The following is an 18088-nucleotide window of genomic DNA, read 5'->3' as shown; positions in this document are numbered from 1 at the left end:
CACCCGCCTAACTCCCTGCGGCATGGACTGGCTCCGCTCCCTCTGGAAAATTCGCTTCTACGCCCTGTTTGCCGGGCTCGTGTATGGCAGCTTCGTGTGGGCCGGCCTGGCGGGCTACCGCCTGCTCGGCGACGACAACGAGGCCTCCCCCAACCTCAACGGCACCGGCCGCACCCACGGCTCCGGCGGCCGCGCCCTCTATTTTCATAAATGAGTTGTCAGTGTCCAGTTGTCAGTTGTTAGTTGTCAGTTGCCAGTTGCCAGTTGCCAGTTGTTAGTAGAGAATGTCATTCAGAGCGTAGCGAAGAACCTCGCGTGGTGCCGTTTGCTTACCCCTGACAACCAATTCAACGATTTCAAGCGAGATTCTTCGCTGCGCTCTGAATGACGTTCTCTACTGACAACTGACAACTGAACACTGGCAACTGATAATTAACCTCAAGCTCCTCCTCATGGAATACCTCAACTTCAAGCTCATCGTCTCGTCGGTGGTATACTCGGTGCTGGGCATCGTGATTCTGGTACTCAGCTTTATCGTGATTGAGAAACTCACGCCCCGGATGCTCTGGAAGGAGATTATCGAGGAGCACAACACGGCCCTGGCCATTATGGGGGCGGCTTTTATGATTGCCGTGGCCCTGATTATCAGCGCCGCCATTCATGGATAAAGTACCCGTGCGGCGGGCCGGGCGGGCGGGCTCCGCCGGGGTAGCCGCCCCGCCCGATGCCCGGCCGGCCCTGCTGCTGGGGTCCGTGTTCGTGATTGCCACCTGCGGCCTGATTTACGAGCTCATTGCGGGCACCCTGGCCAGCTACCTGCTCGGCGACTCGGTGATGCAGTTTTCCACCATCATCGGGGCCTATCTGTTCTCGATGGGCATTGGCTCCTGGCTGTCGCGCTACCTGAGCGGCTCGTTGCTGCGCTGGTTTATCCGGCTCGAAATTCTGGTGGGGCTGGTGGGCGGTTTTTCCGCCCCGCTGCTGTTCGTGCTGTTTGAGTACGTGAGCTCGTTCCGGCTGATTCTGTACGCGCTGGTGGGCCTGACGGGCATTCTGGTGGGCCTGGAAATTCCGCTGCTGATGCGGATTCTGGAAAACCGCTTCGAGTTCAAGGACCTCGTTTCGCGGGTGTTCACCTTCGATTACATTGGGGCGTTGCTGGCTTCCTTGGTGTTCCCGTTGGTGCTGGTGCCGCAGCTGGGGCTCATCCGCACCTCCCTGCTGTGCGGGGCCCTGAACGTGGTGGTGGCGGGGGTGGCCCTCTACCGCTTCCCCGAAACCCGCCCCTTCCGCCGCAGCCTCACCGGCGCGCTGGTGGCCTCGCTGCTGGCCCTGGCCGTGGGGTTTGGCTACGCCGAACGCCTGCAAACCTACACCGAGGGCCTGGCCTTTCAGGATCAGGTTATCTACTCCAAAACGACGCCCTACCAACGGCTGGTGCTCACCAAAAACCAGCGGGAGCTGCGCCTGTTCCTCAACGGCAACCTCCAGTTCAGCTCCCTCGACGAGTACCGCTACCACGAGGCCCTGGTGCACCCGGCCATGCAGGCGCTGCCCCAGGCCCGCCGGGTGCTGGTGCTGGGCGGCGGCGACGGGCTGGCGGTGCGCGAGTTGCTCAAGTACCCCCAGCTGCAAAGCATCCGCCTCGTGGACCTGGATGCGGGCATGACCCACCTGTTTCAGCACAACCAGATGCTGCTGGAGCTCAACCAGCGCGCCCTGCTCCACCCCAAAGTGCAGGTCATCAACGGCGACGCCTACCAGTGGGTGCGCCAGGATACCACCCGTTACGACTGCATCGTCGTCGATTTCCCCGACCCCGGCAACTACTCCATCGGCAAGCTCTATTCGGCTGCCTTTTACCGGGAACTGGAGCGGCGGCTGGCCCCCGGGGGCTGGGTGGTGGTCCAGAGCACCTCGCCCTACGTGGCGCGCCGCTCGTTCTGGTGCGTGGCCCACACCCTGGAAGCGGCCGGTTTCACCACCCTGCCCTACCACTGCTACGTGCCCTCGTTTGGCGAATGGGGCTTCGTGTTGGCCGGCCGCAACCGCCACTGGCGGCCCGATGCCGGCCCCCTGCCCCCCGGCCTGCGCTACGTCACGCCCGCCACCATCCGCGCCATGCGCTTCTTCCCCCCCGACATGAGCGAAGTCCCCACCGACATCAACCAGCTCAACAACCAGGCCCTCGTCCGTTATTTTGAAGAGGATTGGGGGCCGTACGTGCATTAGACACCCCCAGTGGCGGCGGGCCGCGCAACCGCTTTCGTTGGGTAGCCTACCGCGTTACTGAACGGCCGCGCCGCGTAGCAGAGTCCGAAACAACTGGCAGTCCAGGCTGCGCGGCGTTACCCCACGCCCTCCTGGCTCAATCACCTGAAAAGCCGTTACGCGGCCCGCCGCCACCGGGGTCAGGTAAGCACACTGCCACATTTTCCCGGGTGCGCTTACCTGCCTGCATCCATCAACCTCAACTGCCCAGTAGCTACGCCGCGCCCATGCCTTCCCGCCGATATTTTATGCAACAAACTGCCCTGGGGGGCGCGGGGCTGCTGCTGGCGCCGCTGGCGGGGCTACACTCTTGCGCGCCGGGCACTGGGCGTGGCCACATTAGCGGGAGTATGCACGGGGCCAACCACGCCACCGGCCATCTGCTGCGCGACCCCGCCCGCCTGCCCGCGCCCACCCGCACCGAAGTGGTGGAGGTGCTGATTGTGGGCGGGGGCGTGGCCGGCCTGGCGGCCCGCCGGGAACTGGAGCGGCAGGGGCTGCGGCCAGAGCAAATTCTGCTGGTAGAACTGGATGAGCAGCCCGGCGGCAACTCCCGGGCTGGCCGCAGTGCCGTTTCGGCCTACCCCTGGGGTGCCCACTACCTGCCCGTGCCCGACGTGCGTAACCACGCCCTGCTGACGTTTCTGCGCGAAGCCGGCGTTATCACCGGCTTCGACGCGGCCTCGGGCCTGCCCGTTTACAACGAGTACCACCTCTGCCACGACCCTGAGGAACGCCTTTTCATCCGGGGCCACTGGCAAACCGGGCTGGTGCCGGAGCTGGGCGTGCCCGCCGCCGAAAAGGAGCAGATTGCCCGCTTCTTCCGCCTGATTGACGAGCTGCGCCAAACCGTGGGCCAGGACGGCCGCGACGCCTTCCGGATCCCGGTCCAGGAGTCGTCGGGCGATGCGCAGTTCCGCCGCCTGGACGACGTGAGCTTCGCGGCCTACCTCGATGAGCAGGGGTTCATCAGCCCCCACCTGCGCTGGTACCTCGACTACAGCTGCCGCGACGACTACGGCGCGTCCGCCGCCCAGGTGTCGGCGTGGGCGGGGCTGCACTACTTCGCCAGCCGCAAGGGCCACGCCCACAACGCCGGCAGCGCCGACGTGCTCACCTGGCCCCAGGGCAACGGCTTCCTGGCCGAGCAGCTCCGCCAGCAGGCCCGCTCCCCCCTCCGGCCCGATACGGTGGCCTACGCCCTCCACGACCGGCCCACCGGCCTGGCCGTGGACTGCTACCACGTGCCCTCCCGGCGCACCACCCGCGTGGAGGCCCGCCGGGTGATTATGGCCACGCCCCTCTTTATTACCGAGCGGCTGCTGGCCGGCCTGCCGCCCGCCGCCCACCGCACTTTACCCTGCCACCGTGCCCCCTGGGTGGTAGTCAACCTCACCGTGCCGGGCCTGCCCCAGGGCCCCGGCCAGCCCCTGAGCTGGGACAACGTGCTCTACGGCGCCCAATCGGTGGGCTACGTGGATGCCGGCCACCAGCGCCTGAGCCTCTCCGACGCCGCGCCGCGCGTGGTCACCTGGTACCTGCCCCTGTCGGCCCCCGACCCCGCCACCGCCCGCCGCCAGGCCTACCAGACCAGCTACGACGAGTGGGTGCGCCGGACCCTGGCCGAGCTGGAAACCGCCCACCCCGGCCTCACGCCCCTGGTCGAGCGCGCCGACGTGTGGGTGTGGGGCCACGGCATGGTAGCGCCCACGCCCGGCTTCGTGTGGGGCGCGGCCCGGGCCGCGGCCGCCCAACCCTGGCAGCAGAAATTATTCCTGGCCCACACCGACCTGAGCGGCATCTCCCTCTTCGAGGAAGGCTTCTACCAGGGAATTAGGGCCGCGCGGGAGGTTTTGGCGGCCTCCGGGGTCGTCCTTGCTTAACCGCTCCGTTTTCACCTCGTGTAGTACCTTCGGCCGCTATGCTCCCCCTCGTCGTTCCCGCCGCTCTGGCTCCCCAACCCCAGCCCTGGATTCGCTCGGCGGGTTTTGATGGACTTTGGATTCTGGCCCCGCCGTTTCTGGCCTTACTGGCAGTAGCCGCCCTGCCCCCGGGGTTGCGCACCGGCACCCAGATGCCGCTTTGGGCCTGGGTGGCGCTGGTGGTGCTCATCGACGTGGCGCACGTGTACAGCACCCTGTTTCGTACCTACTTCGATGCCAAGCGGCGCCAACAGTTCCGGACGCTGCTCTGGGCCGTGCCGCTGAGCTGCTACGCGGCCGGCGTGGCCCTGCACGGGCTGGGCGGCAACCGGTGGTTCTGGCGGGTGCTGGCCTACGCGGCCGTCTTCCACTTCATTCGCCAGCAGTACGGCTTCCTGCGCCTCTACAGCCGTCAGGAAGCCGCCGGCACCTTCGGCCGCCACCTCGATACGGTCCTGGTTTACGCCGCCACCCTGTATCCGCTGCTCTGGTGGCACCTCTCGCCGCCGCGCCACTTCAACTGGTTTATCGAGGGCGACTTTGTGCAGCGCGACTGGCCGGCGGGCCGCCTCGCGCTTACGGCACTCTACGCCACCCTGCTGCTAGGCTATGCGCTCAAGGAAATCCGGCAGTGGCACCGGACGGGCCGGCTCAACTGGCCGCGCAACCTGCTGCTGCTGGGCACGGCAGCCTCCTGGTACGTGGGCATCGTGCTCTTCAATGGCGACCTAATTTTCACTCTGCTCAACGTGGTGGCCCACGGCATTCCTTACCTGGCCCTGATCTGGACCACCAGCCAACCGGCGGCGGCCCAGTTCCAGGGCCGCACTTGGTGGCAGGGCCGCTACGGGGTGCTGCTGTTTCTGGGAGTGCTGTTCGGGCTGGCCTTGTTGGAAGAGGGCCTCTGGGACGGGCTGGTGTGGCGGGAGCACCCGGCCGTATTCGGCTGGTTTGCGCAACTGCCCGCCGTATCCGGTTCCGTGGCCCTGACGCTGCTCGTGCCCCTGTTGGCCCTGCCCCAGGCCACTCATTACGTGCTCGACGGCTTTATCTGGCGGCGCGGGGCCTGAGCTGCTCTGCTGGTCAGCCAGTGCCCGCTGCTGGCCAGTCCGGGCTTTGGCCGGCCGCTATTTCACAATGGTGAACTCCACCCGGCGGTTGAGCTTGCGGGTTTCCTCGCGGGCATTGGAGGCGCGGGGCTTGGTGCCGCCGTAGCCGATGGTGCTGATGCGCTTTTCCATCACGCCCCGGCTCACGAGGTAGCGCTTCACCTCCGCAACCCGCTCCTCGGAGAGTTTCACGTTGAGTTCGGGGCGGCCCTGGTTGTCGGTGTGGCCCTCCAGACGGATGTTCACGGTGGGGTTGTCATCCAGGGTGCGGGCCAAACGGTTGAGCTCGGTGTAGGAGTCGGACAGCAGCGTGAACTTACCCTGGGCAAAAATCAGCGTGGGCAGCTCCAGGCTGGAACCCACGGCCGCCGGCACCAACGACAGCAGCAGGCTCCGCGAACCCGTGATGGTAATGGTATCAGTAGCCGTGAGGTAGCCCGCGCGGGTGGCCTGCACCCGGTAGCGGCCCGGCGGCAACGACATCTGGAAACTGCCCGCCGCAGCATCGGTGCGGGCGGTGGCATTGAACACCAGGTCGTTGGTCAGGCGGCTGGCCTGCACTTCCGTCGCCAGGGCCAGGCTGGTTTTGGCATCAAGCGTCCGGCCGGCCAGCAGCGTGCGCGGAGCCGTGGCGGGGTCCACAGCGCGCTTGGGCACCGAGTCGCGCACGATGGCGGCCGGGGCCATGCCGGTGGCTGTGCGGAACAGGTCGGCGGGGCCGTTGGCAGTGCGCGAAGAGGCGTAGTACGCCTGCTTCTCGTCGGCCGTCAGGCTCAGGTAGGCATCGAAGCCGGGGCCGTTGAGGGGGTACCCCAGGTTGCGTGGCTCGGTCCACTTGGTCCACGAATCGTCGAGACGGGTGGTCACGAAAATATCGGCCGAGCCGTAGCCGGCGTGGCCGTAGGAGCTGAAGTAGAGGGTTTTGCCATCGGCCGCCAGCCAGGGGGCAAATTCGAAGCCGGGCGAGTTCACGACTGCCCCCAGATTGAAGGGCTCCGTCCAGAGGCCCGAGGGCGTAGGCCGCGACACGTACAGGTCGTTGGCCCCTTGCGAGTCGCCGCGCTCCAGGCTCAAGAGCATAATCTGCTCGTCGGGCGTTACAAAAAACGAGGTAGCCGGCCCCGCCGAGTAGTAATTGGCAATGTCCAGCGCTACCGGGCGGTTGTTTTTGCCTCCCCCACTGCGCGGGGCCTTGCTGAGCCCGGCATCCTGAAACGAGCCGTCGCGCTGGTACTGGCCGCGCACGATCAGCTTCCTGCCCTCCTCCACCAGGGCCATCACGCCGTTGTTCTGGCTGGTGTTGAGCGCATCAAAACGGGTGGCCGGGGCCCAGGTCCGGCCGTGGTTGGCGGAAGTACTCATCCACACATCCCCCGACTCGGTGATGCCTTCCGTGTTGCCGCTGTAGCGCGTCCGGCTGAAGTACAGGGTGCTGCCATCGGGCGAAAGCACGGGTTGCAGCTCGTTGCCGGGCGTGTTCAGGCTCAGCAATGGCTCGGGCACGCCAAAACCCGGCTGGCTCAGGTCCACGTTTAGGTGAAGCTTGAAGAGGGTCCATTGCTGCGTGGCGCGGTTCTGCACGCGCTGGCCCACTACGGGCGTCCCGTTGAACTTGTCGGCCGCCGCCAGGGCCGCGCACTTATCGTTGCCCCGGCTGATGAGCAGGAAGCTGCCCACCGGACCGGAAGGCACCAGTTTCCACTGCTGATAGAAGCTACCCGTCCAGGGGCGCTGGACCAGAGGCGCATTTTCCTCGGGCTTTTCCAGGGTCAGGCACTGCCCGCTGTGGCGGGCCTCAATGCGGTAGAAGGTGCTGCCCTTGGCGGCGGGCACGAAGCGCCACTGCTGACTATTGGCGTGGGTGAATTCCCACTGGATAGCCGTAGCGCCCGCTTCCGCCGAGGCCGTGGTAATATCCAGGGAGCGGCCGCTGCTGCGAGCCACTACGCCGTACCAGGTATCCTCCTCGGGCGTGAAGGGGGCCTGGGCAAAGCCTGGGGTGAACACCAAACAACCAAGTAGCACCAGCACCGGAGCCACCACGCGAACCAACGAGTTAACCATGCACGCAAAACGGATGAACAAGGGCGCAAGTTAGCTTAAATGCCGGTTCCGCTCCTTTTTAGCACGCCCAAGGGGGCATCCTCCCGCGCTCGGGAGGATACCCCCTTGGGGCTGATTGACATCCGCAAAACCGGTTTACCGGCTCCTGATACCCCACCGGCAGGCGGGTAGGCAGCTTGCTGCGCCACCGCAGAATCAGGGCGTGGAGGACGCTAGTTGTTGTTGATGTATTTGAACCGGACAAACCGCTCGTTCTCGTAGATGGCCGTGAAGTGTCCCCCCGCTTTCTGGGACTCTAAACGGCGGCTTTCGGTCCGGCGTTCGGCCGATTTAGGGGCGGCTACCGCTACCGATGATGCGTAAGCGCCGGGGGCCAGACCGGGTACGTGGCAGATGAAGGAGAGAATTTTTGAAGGCATGGCGTGTTTTCGTTAAAGAGTAGAAAAACGAGCAGGGGTATGAGGTAGCGACTGCCGGCGCAATGAGGCTGGAAAAGTCGTTTCCGGAGAGCTACTAGCACAATCAAACATAACGATATTATTATTTGATTGAACGATGCTAAGGTATATTTTTTATTGGATAAATTCAAATAAGTAGCAGCCCTTATTTTGCCCCTCCGTACCAGTACGGATATACCGCCTCTTCCTGGCTCCCCTTCCCAATGGCCTGCCACGGTCCATATCCCTAATTTACAGACAAATACCTCGATTTATTCTCTTTCAATTCCGGCGCATTTTTCTTCCTCTCATACCCATCCGCTCTGGTCCGGCACATTGCTCCGCTCCGCCCGACCCGGCCGCAAACCAGGGCGGTTGGGAGTTTTTTGCTCCGCTGTCACTATTTCCGAGTAGTTGTAATCCGGCTACAACCGGTGGTAGCTTCAGCCTGATGCCTGTGTGGTGGCGTGGCTCTTGCGCCCAAAACCCGGGTTGGGTGGGTTGCGGTAGCGGGTGGCTACTACAATCCGCCCAACCCGGGTTTCGGATAAAAAGCGTGAAAACGGCTGATTACGAAATCAGCTTGTTGCGCAGGGCGTACTGAATCAGGCCTACCACCGACTTGGACTTGGTCTTGGTGAACAGATTCCGCCGGTGTGTTTCCACGGTCCGCTCACTGATAAAAAGCGCCTCGGCAATGTCGTGGTTGGAGTATTCGCGGGCAATGAGTTCCAGGATTTCCTGCTCACGACCGGTAAGCGCGGGTTTTCTGCGAGCCTCCAGCGCCGACGGAATCTGGAAGTTCTGGAGCAGGGTATCCGCTACGTCCTGGCTGAAGTAGGTGTGGCCGGCCGCCACCTGCCGGATAGCGTTGCTGAGTTCGGCCCGGCTGGCCGTTTTGAGCACGTAGCCGGAGCCGCCGGCCGCCACCACGTCGGCGACCGTAGCGTGGTCGTGAAACATGCTCAGCACCAGAACCCGTACCTGAGGCCAGCGCCCCCGGATGGCCTGGGCCAGTTCCACCCCGCCCATTTCGGGCATGTTCAGGTCGAGCACGGCCACGCGTACCTCCGGGTGCTGGGCCAGCAACTCCAGGGCCTGCGCGCCGCAGTGAGCCTGGATAACTACCTGCAGGTCTTCTTCCGGCCGGAGCATATTTTTAATACCCTCCACTATCACCGGATGATCATCTACCAGTAGGAGCGGAATAAGGGCGGGAGCAGCAGCAGAAGCAGACATGCGAACAACAGAAACCAATAACTAACCACTTTTTCACCGACTATACCAGCGCCGAGCATCTTGAAGATACTACAATTATCCTGGTTGTGCCCTACGCCTGCCCTACCCGGGCCGGGCACCGGAGCAGGCCCCGGGAGCAACTCAGCGCAGTTTTGTGGAGTACAGGATATTACCGACGCCACCACCACTTCACTGGTCGTTTTCATAATGGAGCCCCACTTTTTTCATCATGCGCAAAGGCACTCAGGTCACCTGGAAATACGGCACTGGTACAGCTACCGGAAAAATCGAGGAAACGCACAAACAAACCCTCAGCCGCACAATTAAAGGCGCGGAAATCACCCGGCACGGCACCCCCGACAACCCCGCCTACCTCATCGTGCAGCAGAACGGCGACAAGGTGCTCAAGCTGAAGAGCGAAGTATCGGAGGCGAAAAAGTAGGGATTAAAAGATGAGGCTGTTTAGAAAGTCAAAAAGGCTGTCGTCCTGCGCTTGCGAAGGACCTTATCACGTCCGCACAACTCGGAAAGAAGTCGAAATATGCCCGCGTAATAAAGCGCTTCGCAAGCGCAGGATGACAGCTAATCAACAAAGCGGACTTTCTAAACAGCTTCGACACTAAAAAGACCCCGCAACAGCTGTTGCGGGGTCTTTTTAGTGTTTTTTTCAAGCTAAAGCGCTAGGGTCTACGACATACCTCCTAACACCTAAGCCCTAATAACCTAACACCTACTTGATGGCGGCCTCGGCCTCCCGCTCGCGGTTGAGCTTGCTGTTGTGGCGGCCGTAGAAGAAGTAGATGGCTACGCCGACAGCCATCCAGATGATCAGGCGCAACCAGGTATCCCAGGGCAGGTTGAACATCATGTAGCCGCAGATCAGAATGCCCAGGATGGGTACCAGCGGCACGAAGGGCGTACGGAAGGGGCGCACCAGATCGGGGTCGCGGCGGCGCATGGCGATAACGCCGGCGCACACAATGATGAAGGCGAACAGCGTTCCGATACTCACCAGTTCGCCCAGCAGGCCTACGGGCAGAATACCGGCCACGATGGCGGCCACTACGCCGGTAAAGATGGTGGTGACGTAGGGCGTCTGAAACTTGGGGTGCACCTTGCCAAAGATGGCCGGCAGCAGACCGTCGCGCGACATGGCGAAGAAAATGCGGGGCTGACCCATGAGCATCACGAGTACCACCGAGGCGAGGCCGGCAATAGCGCCTACGCCGGTGAAGAAGTACAGCCACTTAAGGGCCGGGCCGGCAGCAGCCAGGGCCACGAGCACCGGATCGGGCACGTTCAGGTTTTTGTACGAGGTGAGGCCGGTGAGCACCAGGGCCATCAGAACGTAGAGCAGCGTGCAGATAGCCAGCGAGAGCAGCATCCCGATGGGCATGTCGCGCTGGGGGTTCTTGGCTTCCTGGGCGGCGGTACTCACGGCATCAAAGCCAATGTAGGAGAAGAATACCACGGCCGCGCCGCGCACAATTCCCTGCCAACCGTAGCGGGAGCTGCCATCGGGCAGAATTTCCACCTGCGGGATAAAGGGCTCCCAGTTGGCCGAGTTCACGTATTTGAAGCCAAAGCCAATCACCAGCAGCACGATGGCGACCTTGATGAAGACGATGACGTTGTTGAAGCGGGCCGACTCCTGAATGCCGATGACGAGCAGGGTCGTCATGACGAAAATCAGCAGCACGGCCGGCAGGTTGATGTAGGCTCCGGTGAGCGAGAAGTTGGCCCCGTCGTAGTTGACGGGGGCCTGCGAAATTTCCAGGGGCATTTCAATCCCCGATTTTTTCAGGATGCTGACCACGTTGCCGCTCCAGCCCACGGCCACGGTGGCCGCCCCGAACAGGTATTCCAGAATCAGGTCCCAGCCAATGATCCAGGCCACGAACTCGCCCAGCGTGGCGTAGCCGTAGGTGTAGGCCGAGCCGGCAATCGGAATCATGGACGCGAATTCGGCGTAGCACAAACCCGCGAACAAACAGCCCAGACCGGCAATGATGAAGGAGATGACGATGGCCGGACCCGCGGCGTTGGCGGCGGCCGTACCGGTGAGCACGAAAATACCCGCGCCAATGATGGCCCCGATGCCGAGCATGGTGAGGTTGGTGGCCGTCAGGGTCCGTTTCAGCCCGCCGCCTTCGCCCTCATCGGCCTCATTCATGAGCTTATCGAGCGATTTTCTGGCGAAAATATCTGCCATAAAAGAAAGAAAGTTAGAGAGATGAAAAGGTTGAAAATGTCGAATGAAAAAGAGCAAAAGCCCGTTCAGGTGGCCCGAATATAGCCTTTTATCTGGTTTGCCTACCCGAATTCGGCTATTTCAATTCCAGATTAAACCCTGAATAAGCTCTGGCATCCAACCCCCATTCCACGAACCCACTGACCCAGACCTCATGAAAAAGATGCTCCTTCTGCTGGCCGGCATGGCCCTGGTGGCCGGTACCGCCGCCGCCCAAACGTCGGCCCCTTCGCCGGAGCGCCCGGTTAGAAACGGGTTGCAGCAGGGCCCCGAACAGCGCACGCCCGAGCAGCGCGCCGCCACCCTTGCCAAGCAGCTGGGCCTGTCGGCCAGGCAAACCGAGCAGGTGCGCCAACTCGAGGAAAGCCGCCGCCAGGAAATGCAGGCCCTGCGCGCGCAGCGGCCGACCGGCGACGACCGTAGTGCCCTGCGCCAGACCATGGAAGCCCTGCGCACCAAGTACGACGCCCAGCTCAAGGGCATCCTCAGCGCCGACCAGTACGCCCGGTACGGCCAGCTGCAAGACAACCGGATGGAAAAGCGCCAGGACCGGAAGACAAAAATCAAGTCCTGAAGCTGCTTACTTCGGTTGTAGATAAAGGGCCAGCCCGCAAAAATGCCTCGTCCGACGCTGGTCGGATGAGGCATTTTTGCGGGGTGGCCCTTTGGCGTAACTGATGGCCGGTAGGGGCCGGGTGCGCCAGGCTTTGCGGCAGATAGCGGTGGGCTTGCGTATATTTGACACTATCGCCCTCCCAACGGCAGCCCCGCAGCCCGACGGCCCGTTCACCACATCCAACACCCCATGAGTCCTCTGCCCAGTAGTACCGGCTCGGTACAAATTCAGCAGTTTTACGATAAAGGCCTGGCCCACGCGAGCTACGCCATCCGCAGCGAAGGCCAGATTGCCCTCATCGACCCCGCCCGCGACCCCCAACCCTACTACGATTTTGCCGACGAGCACGAGGCCCGTATCGTGGCCGTCATCGAAACGCACCCCCACGCCGATTTCGTGAGTAGCCACCTCGAAATTGCGCAGGAAACCGGGGCCACCATCTACGTGAGCCAGCTGGTGCAGGCCGCTTACCCCCATACCACCTTCGACGAGGGCCAGCGCATTACGCTGGGCACCGTCGAGCTCCACGCCCTCAATACGCCCGGTCACTCGCCGGACTCCATTAGTGTGCTGCTGCTCGATGAGCTGGCCCAGTCCCGGGCCGTGTTCACCGGCGACACCCTGTTTGTGGGCGACGTGGGCCGGCCCGACCTACGCGAGTCGGACGCCGTGGGCGGGCACAGCCGCGAGTCGCTGGCCGCCCAGCTCTACGCCAGCACCCGCCAGAAGCTGATGACCCTGCCCGCCACTACCCGGGTGTATCCGGCCCACGGCCCCGGCTCGCTCTGCGGCAAAACCACCAGCACCGACCTCGACAGCAGCATCGGCAAGGAAATCAGGACCAACTATGCGCTCCAGCCCATGTCGGAGGCCGATTTTGTGCAGGTGCTACTCGCCGACCAGCCGTTTGTGCCCAAGTATTTCGGGCACGATGTGATGCTGAACAAGCTGGGGGCAGTGGCTTTTGAAGATGGTATCCGGATGGTGCCGCGCCTGCGGGCCGAAACCGAAATGGAGCCCGGCGTGCTGCTCATTGACACCCGCCCGGCTCAGGAATTCCGCGCCGGCCACCTGCCCGGGGCCATCAACCTAATGGACGGGGGCAAGTTTGAAACCTGGCTGGGCTCTATTGTGGCGCCCCAGGAAGCCTACTACCTGCTCGCCGACTCCCAGATTGCCCTGGATACCGTCATCCGGAAAACGGCCAAAATCGGCTACGAAACCAATATTCGGGGGGCCTTGCTCACCCCCCGCGAGCTGCCTGCCACCAGCGCCGGCCCCGATGTGGAGCAGGTCCGCCAGCATCCCGGCACGTTTACCATCGTGGATATCCGCAACCCCTCGGAGGTGAAGGCGGAGCCGCTGTTTACCCAAGCCCTGCATATTCCGCTGTACGAGCTGCGCGAGCGGGTTACTGAAATTCCGACCGACAAGCCTATTCTGGTTCATTGCGCCGGCGGCTACCGCTCGGCGGCGGGCAGCAGCATCGTGCGGGCGGCATTACCACACGTACTGGTATATGACCTGAGCGAGGCGGTGACCACCTTTTAAGCGCCGTCGGCCCAGTGGCCCGATGGGGTCATACAACCTTTAGTTAGGCTATTGCAATCTGAATCTCAGAGCTGTCGAGGCGTTGAGATTCATTTTTTACCTACCTATATGAACCGACTACTCCTTATGCTGGCGCTGGGCACGTTCGGGCTGGCGGCCTGCCAGAAGGGCGGAACAAGCGCTGAACCCGGGCCGTCCAAGCAGGTTCCGGCCTGCATCAAAGACAAGACCGCAGCATTTGCCAGGGAGGCGCTCTGCAAAACGGCTGGCCCGATTGCGGGGGCCAGCGTGCAGGAATACACGTTTCAGAAACGGCTGGTATACGTCTTCAGCCCGGGTACCTGTCGCGCGAACATGACGTTTGTGTATGATGCGGCATGTCATGACTTGGGCGGTCTGGGCGGCGTTGTCGGCAACAGGAACATAAACGGCGAGCCATTCGCCAATGCAACTTTCGAGCGCACTATCTGGCAGCAATAATGTTCTTCGACAGCTGTTACGGCCGGCGCGGCCGGCCGGCCTAGGGGGCTAGCGGGCCGGTTTTCTGCGGGCCGGAGTATCTTCGTGGCTATGCGCGTTCTACATACCGCCGACTGGCACCTGGGCCAGCGGTTTATTCAGGGCCACGAGCGGACCGAGGAGCACCGCCATTTCCTGAACTGGCTGGTGGCTACTATCGAGCAGCAGAACGTGGAGGTGCTCGTGGTGGCGGGCGACATTTTCGACACCGGCTCGCCCGCCAACCAGGCCCTGGAGCTCTACTACGATTTTCTGCTGCAATTGCGGGCCACCGGCTGCCGCGACGTGGTGGTGGTGGGCGGCAACCACGACTCGCCGGCCACCCTGAATGCCCCGGCCCGGCTGCTGCGCCACCTGCGGGTGCACGTGGTGGGCTGCGTGCCCGAGTGCTTCGAGGAGCAAGTGCTGGTGCTCGATGATGCCACCGGCCGGCCCGGGCTGGTAGTGTGCGCCGTGCCCTTCCTGCGCGACCGGGACGTGCGCCTCTCGGTGCCCGGTGAAAGCGCCGAGGAGCGGGAAACCCGCATCAAGCAGGGCCTGGCCGACCATTACACCCGGGTAGCCGAGGTGGAGCAGGTCTGGCAGCTCAAGGATCTGGGCCTGCCCGTGCTGGCCACCGGCCACCTCTACGCCGCCGGGGCTGCCCCCTCCGACTCGGAGCGCACCATTCACGTGGGCAACCTGGGCCAGGTAACGGCCGACCACTTCCCGGCCATTTTCGACTACGTGGCCCTGGGCCACCTGCACCGGCCCCAGCAGGTGGGCGGGCGCGAGCATATCCGCTACTCAGGCTCCCCCATCGCCCTCTCCTTTTCAGAAGTCGACCACCCCAAGCAAGTAGTGCTGCTCGATTTCGCGGGCGGCAAGCTGGCGGAGCTGCGCAGCCTGGCAGTGCCCGGGGTGCGGCGGCTGGTACGCTTCCACGGCAGCCTGGAGGAGGTTACGGCCGGCCTCACGGCCTACGACAACGCCGGTTTCGCCCTGCCCGCCTGGGCCGACGTGCAGGTGCGTTCCGAGCTAAGCCAACTGGAAGTAGCCGAGGCCCTGCTCCGGGTAATTGAGGCCCTCGACCGGCAGCAGCTTCAGGTGCTGGCCCGCCGCCACCTGCGCCTCATCCGCCTGCGCGGCCTTGGCACCCCCGATGGCGACGACGACGACGAGGAAGCGGCCTTGCTCACCCGCAGCCTGCACGATTTTACGGCCCGCGAAGTTTTTGAGCAGCGCCTGGCAGCGGAGCCCGCCGAGGCCCGTGCCGAGTTACTGCGCTCCTTCGACGAATTGCTGGAGGGCTTGTAGGAAGCGGCGCCAGGTGCCGGTTGCAGGTTCGTAGCAGGCCGTCTCTGAAGGGCCGCGCCACGCGGCGGAGCGAATCACATTGCTTTTTTCTACAAACTAACAGCCACTCCGGCGCTGCTGCGGAAGGCCGCTAGTCAACCGGATTCCGGTGGCTTTGGACAGCAGTTGTACCTTTGAAACCGAAACGCGGCCCGGGCTTCGGTGGCCCTTGCTTTCCGTTTTGGCTTGTGGCTGCTGCCACGGGTCTTCTCCGTTATTTCCCGCTCCCCGTTCCTCTATGGCTGTTCCTCTTCTTGTTCGTCCGCTGGTGCGGCCGTTTGCCGAATTCTTTCGCCGGGAAGCCGCCGGCGGTATCATGCTGATGGTGAGTGCCGTACTGGCCCTGATACTGGCCAACGCCAATTGGGGACCAGCCCACTTTTTTCCCGAGTTATGGGAGAAGCATCTCAACCTGGCCCTCAACGGCTTCGGACTCGAGCTAAGCTTGCTGCACTGGATCAACGACGGGCTGATGAGCATTTTCTTCCTCATCGTGGGCCTGGAAATCAAGCGGGAAGTACTGGAGGGCGAGCTCTCGGACCGGCGGCAGGCCGCGCTGCCCATCGCGGCGGCCATTGGCGGCATGGTGGTCCCGGCCCTGATCTACTTTTTCATCAATCGGGGCCACCCCGCCGCCAACGGCTGGGGCATCCCGATGGCCACCGACATTGCCTTCGCGCTGGCCGTGCTGCAATTGCTGGGGCCGCGGGTGCCACTGGGCCTCAAGGTGTTCCTCACCGCGCTGGCCATCGTCGATGATCTGGGCGCGGTGCTCGTTATTGCCGGTTTCTACACCACCAACCTGCACCTCACCTACCTCTACCTGGCCCTGGGCACCTGGGTGCTGCTGCTCAACCTGAACCTGCTCGGGGCCCGGCTCCTGGTGTTCTACCTGCCACTGGGCTTATTGATGTGGTTTTTCATGCACGAGTCGGGGGTGCACGCCACGCTGGCGGGCGTGCTGCTGGCGCTGGCTATTCCGTCCCGCATCGGGCAGGCCAAACCCGAGTTGCTGCTCATGCTCAACAGCCGCCTGAGCATGCTCCAGGACGAAGTGCACGGGGCCGACGCCAACCCGCGCATCATCAGTGAAGAGTTGGAGTACCTGTCCGACGCCATCAGCTCGCCGGCCCAGAAGCTGGAGCAACGCCTGCACTCGGTGGTGGCCTTCGGCATCATTCCCCTCTTCGCTTTCGCCAACACCAGCCTCGAAATTGATGGGGCCGTGTTCCGGCAGCTGGCCTCGCCCCTGGCCATAGGCATTATCCTGGGCCTGGCAGTGGGCAAGCCCCTGGGTATCGGCCTGATGAGCTGGCTGAGCATCCGGCTGGGCTGGGCCTCGCTGCCCACCGGCGTTACGTGGCGCCACCTGTGGGGCGCGGGCCTGCTGGGCGGCATCGGCTTCACTATGTCGCTCTTCATTACGCTGCTGGCCCTGGGCGAGCACACGGCCGGTGAGCCGGTTGCCAAACTGGCCATCCTCACCGCCTCGCTCATTTCCGGCACCCTGGGTTTTCTGCTCCTGCGCACTATCCCGGTGCGTAATGCATAGTAAGAGCCCGTCATGCTGAGCGAAGCCGGAGGCGCAGTCGAAGCATCTCTACCGCTTCGTTGTGGGTGTCAGGATTAGCATTGCGGTAGAGATGCTTCGCCTTCGCTCAGCATGACGGGCTATTACACAGCACATTTTTTTACCCAACTATCACGCAGCCTTCTACTTCTCCCGCACGAAGAACGGGATGTTGGCTACGCCAACGTTGTCGTGGCCATCGTAGGCGTAGATGTACAGGCGGTAGGCGCCCGGCTTGGTGGGCGCGGTGAGCGTGGTTTGGGCTGCGGCTTTGGCCGGAATCAGGCCCCGTATGGCGGTGGGGCGGCTTTCCCGGTCGCCGCCGGTTTTCAGGTCGGTGCTTTCGGGCAGCATCTCCCAGCGGTAGGTGAGCGGGTCCTGGTCGGGGTCGGTTACCGTCACGATGGCGGGGTACTTTTTACCGGCTTGCAGGTACACGCCATCGGGGGCGTGCTGGTTGTTGAGGCGGAAATCGGTGAGGTGCGGGGCGCGGTTGGCGGGCCAGTGCCCGCTCCACAGGTACTGCATCACGTCCACCACTTCCGACTCCTTGCCGTCCTCGGTGAAGATGCCGTACCAGGTGGGCGTGCGCTCCTGCTTCTGGCCCCACAGAAACACGTAGGTGCCCAGGCATTGGGTGGTATCCCGGGCTACTGAGGCCTCGTAGCGGCTTTGGTACACGGCGGCTTTCTGGCTGCTGTTTTCCTCCACCGAGGCTTTCCAGGGCGTAACGGGGCTTTCCCAATGGCCGGTGGGGCCCCACTCGGCCACCACGTAGGGGCCGGCCCAGCCCATGGTGCGCACCTGCTGCGGAATGGCGGCCAGCCCGGCGTAGGTGTTGATGCTCAGAATATCCACCGACGGGCAGCGGGCCTTGATGTAATCGACCTCCTGTTGGTTGAGGCCGGCCAGCACGGTGCTGGTGGGGTGGTTGGGGTCCACTTCGTGAATCATACGGGCAATCTGCTCCACCGCGTCCCAGACGTTGGGGTTGAGGTACTCCAGGTTCAGCTCGTTGCCGATGCCCCAGAACAGCACGGCGGGGTCGTCTTTATACTTAGAGTCTATCCGAATAGGGAATGAGGGTCAGCCAAAAAGACAATTGTACCACGTAATGCGCGCACAGGCAAAGTGGAGCATGGCCAAGTAGTTCTCCGGTTTTTTGGCCCAGCGAATCAGCAGATGCCGGAAGCGGTTGAGCCAA

General features: G+C 63.2%; 16 protein-coding genes and 1 pseudogene. 11 read left to right on the top strand and 6 right to left on the bottom strand.

Features of this window, described 5'->3' with window-relative positions:
- Positions 1-22 precede the first annotated feature (22 nt).
- The 5 genes from D0T11_RS16730 to D0T11_RS16710 all read left to right on the top strand — a co-directional run bounded on the left by D0T11_RS16730 (position 23) and on the right by D0T11_RS16710 (position 5263).
- Complete coding sequence (locus D0T11_RS16730) at positions 23-214, top strand: hypothetical protein (protein ID WP_119656951.1); 192 nt, start codon at positions 23-25, stop codon at positions 212-214.
- A gap of 238 nt (positions 215-452) precedes the next feature.
- The gene (locus D0T11_RS16725) at positions 453-668 is read left to right on the top strand and encodes a DUF350 domain-containing protein (protein ID WP_119656950.1); all 216 of its coding nucleotides are present in this window, start codon (positions 453-455) and stop codon (positions 666-668) included.
- Complete coding sequence (locus D0T11_RS16720) at positions 661-2232, top strand: polyamine aminopropyltransferase (RefSeq protein ID WP_119656949.1); 1572 nt, start codon at positions 661-663, stop codon at positions 2230-2232. Before D0T11_RS16725 ends, D0T11_RS16720 begins: the two co-directional genes overlap by 8 nt.
- 287 nt (positions 2233-2519) lie before the next feature.
- Complete coding sequence (locus D0T11_RS16715; RefSeq protein WP_245990965.1) at positions 2520-4154, top strand: NAD(P)-binding protein; 1635 nt, start codon at positions 2520-2522, stop codon at positions 4152-4154.
- Positions 4155-4192: 38 nt separating this feature from the next.
- Positions 4193-5263, top strand: coding sequence for a hypothetical protein (locus D0T11_RS16710; RefSeq protein WP_119656947.1), 1071 nt, complete (start codon positions 4193-4195; stop codon positions 5261-5263).
- 57 nt (positions 5264-5320) lie between these two features.
- Here the strand turns inward: D0T11_RS16710 and D0T11_RS16705 are convergent, their stop codons facing one another.
- The 3 genes from D0T11_RS16705 to D0T11_RS16695 form a co-directional block, all read right to left on the bottom strand.
- The gene (locus tag D0T11_RS16705; RefSeq protein ID WP_147374697.1) at positions 5321-7387 is read right to left on the bottom strand and encodes an RICIN domain-containing protein; all 2067 of its coding nucleotides are present in this window, start codon (positions 7385-7387) and stop codon (positions 5321-5323) included.
- A 191-nt stretch (positions 7388-7578) separates the two neighbouring features.
- The gene (locus tag D0T11_RS16700) at positions 7579-7785 is read right to left on the bottom strand and encodes a hypothetical protein (protein WP_119656945.1); all 207 of its coding nucleotides are present in this window, start codon (positions 7783-7785) and stop codon (positions 7579-7581) included.
- 588 nt (positions 7786-8373) lie between these two features.
- Positions 8374-9042, bottom strand: coding sequence for a response regulator (locus tag D0T11_RS16695; protein ID WP_119656944.1), 669 nt, complete (start codon positions 9040-9042; stop codon positions 8374-8376).
- 229 nt (positions 9043-9271) lie between these two features.
- Between D0T11_RS16695 and D0T11_RS16690 the strand changes: the two genes are divergently transcribed.
- On the top strand, positions 9272-9484 hold the full coding sequence (locus D0T11_RS16690) for a hypervirulence associated TUDOR domain-containing protein (RefSeq protein ID WP_119656943.1): 213 nt from the start codon (positions 9272-9274) through the stop codon (positions 9482-9484).
- Positions 9485-9772: 288 nt separating this feature from the next.
- On the opposite strand, the gene D0T11_RS16685 is transcribed toward D0T11_RS16690, so the two are convergent.
- Entirely contained in the window at positions 9773-11254 is a 1482-nt protein-coding gene (locus D0T11_RS16685) for an amino acid permease (protein ID WP_119656942.1), read from the bottom strand.
- Between the two features lie 193 nt (positions 11255-11447).
- Here D0T11_RS16685 and D0T11_RS16680 point away from each other — a divergent pair, with 193 nt between their 5' ends.
- The 5 genes from D0T11_RS16680 (at position 11448) to nhaA (ending at position 16866) form a co-directional block, all read left to right on the top strand.
- Complete coding sequence (locus D0T11_RS16680; protein WP_119656941.1) at positions 11448-11867, top strand: hypothetical protein; 420 nt, start codon at positions 11448-11450, stop codon at positions 11865-11867.
- A 231-nt stretch (positions 11868-12098) separates the two neighbouring features.
- Positions 12099-13460, top strand: a complete 1362-nt coding sequence (locus tag D0T11_RS16675) for an MBL fold metallo-hydrolase (protein ID WP_119656940.1) — start codon at positions 12099-12101, stop codon at positions 13458-13460.
- Positions 13461-13568: 108 nt separating this feature from the next.
- Positions 13569-13940 carry a DUF6970 domain-containing protein gene (locus D0T11_RS16670; RefSeq protein ID WP_119656939.1) on the top strand — a complete coding sequence of 124 codons (372 nt, stop codon included), beginning with the start codon at positions 13569-13571 and terminating at the stop codon, positions 13938-13940.
- Between the two features lie 90 nt (positions 13941-14030).
- Entirely contained in the window at positions 14031-15275 is a 1245-nt protein-coding gene (gene sbcD, locus D0T11_RS16665) for an exonuclease subunit SbcD (RefSeq protein WP_119656938.1), read from the top strand.
- A 277-nt stretch (positions 15276-15552) separates the two neighbouring features.
- On the top strand, positions 15553-16866 hold the full coding sequence (gene nhaA, locus D0T11_RS16660; protein ID WP_119656937.1) for a Na+/H+ antiporter NhaA: 1314 nt from the start codon (positions 15553-15555) through the stop codon (positions 16864-16866).
- Positions 16867-17028: 162 nt separating this feature from the next.
- Here the strand turns inward: nhaA and D0T11_RS16655 are convergent, their stop codons facing one another.
- Both D0T11_RS16655 and D0T11_RS16650 read right to left on the bottom strand, forming a co-directional pair.
- Positions 17029-17922 carry a hypothetical protein gene (locus D0T11_RS16655; RefSeq protein ID WP_119656936.1) on the bottom strand — a complete coding sequence of 298 codons (894 nt, stop codon included), beginning with the start codon at positions 17920-17922 and terminating at the stop codon, positions 17029-17031.
- Between the two features lie 48 nt (positions 17923-17970).
- A pseudogene (locus D0T11_RS16650) lies at positions 17971-18088 on the bottom strand (IS5/IS1182 family transposase); the annotation flags it as partial.

The sequence above is a fragment of the Hymenobacter rubripertinctus genome (assembly GCF_003583925.1).
In the GTDB taxonomy this organism is placed as follows: Bacteria; Bacteroidota; Bacteroidia; order Cytophagales; family Hymenobacteraceae; genus Hymenobacter; species Hymenobacter rubripertinctus.
This window is presented reverse-complemented; position numbering and strand designations above follow the sequence as displayed.

What these genes read in the sequence shown, in the direction of transcription:
- D0T11_RS16730 (WP_119656951.1), top strand. Translation starts at nt 23, where the DNA reads ATGGACTGGCTCCGCTCCCTCTGGAAAATTCGCTTCTACGCCCTGTTT.
- D0T11_RS16675 (WP_119656940.1), top strand. Translation starts at nt 12,099, where the DNA reads ATGAGTCCTCTGCCCAGTAGTACCGGCTCGGTACAAATTCAGCAGTTT.
- D0T11_RS16715 (WP_245990965.1), top strand. Translation starts at nt 2,520, where the DNA reads ATGCAACAAACTGCCCTGGGGGGCGCGGGGCTGCTGCTGGCGCCGCTG.
- nhaA (WP_119656937.1), top strand. Translation starts at nt 15,553, where the DNA reads ATGGCTGTTCCTCTTCTTGTTCGTCCGCTGGTGCGGCCGTTTGCCGAA.
- D0T11_RS16685 (WP_119656942.1), bottom strand. Translation starts at nt 11,254, where the DNA reads ATGGCAGATATTTTCGCCAGAAAATCGCTCGATAAGCTCATGAATGAG.
- D0T11_RS16670 (WP_119656939.1), top strand. Translation starts at nt 13,569, where the DNA reads ATGAACCGACTACTCCTTATGCTGGCGCTGGGCACGTTCGGGCTGGCG.
- D0T11_RS16680 (WP_119656941.1), top strand. Translation starts at nt 11,448, where the DNA reads ATGAAAAAGATGCTCCTTCTGCTGGCCGGCATGGCCCTGGTGGCCGGT.
- D0T11_RS16695 (WP_119656944.1), bottom strand. Translation starts at nt 9,042, where the DNA reads ATGTCTGCTTCTGCTGCTGCTCCCGCCCTTATTCCGCTCCTACTGGTA.
- D0T11_RS16700 (WP_119656945.1), bottom strand. Translation starts at nt 7,785, where the DNA reads ATGCCTTCAAAAATTCTCTCCTTCATCTGCCACGTACCCGGTCTGGCC.
- D0T11_RS16725 (WP_119656950.1), top strand. Translation starts at nt 453, where the DNA reads ATGGAATACCTCAACTTCAAGCTCATCGTCTCGTCGGTGGTATACTCG.
- D0T11_RS16690 (WP_119656943.1), top strand. Translation starts at nt 9,272, where the DNA reads ATGCGCAAAGGCACTCAGGTCACCTGGAAATACGGCACTGGTACAGCT.
- sbcD (WP_119656938.1), top strand. Translation starts at nt 14,031, where the DNA reads ATGCGCGTTCTACATACCGCCGACTGGCACCTGGGCCAGCGGTTTATT.
- D0T11_RS16710 (WP_119656947.1), top strand. Translation starts at nt 4,193, where the DNA reads ATGCTCCCCCTCGTCGTTCCCGCCGCTCTGGCTCCCCAACCCCAGCCC.
- D0T11_RS16720 (WP_119656949.1), top strand. Translation starts at nt 661, where the DNA reads ATGGATAAAGTACCCGTGCGGCGGGCCGGGCGGGCGGGCTCCGCCGGG.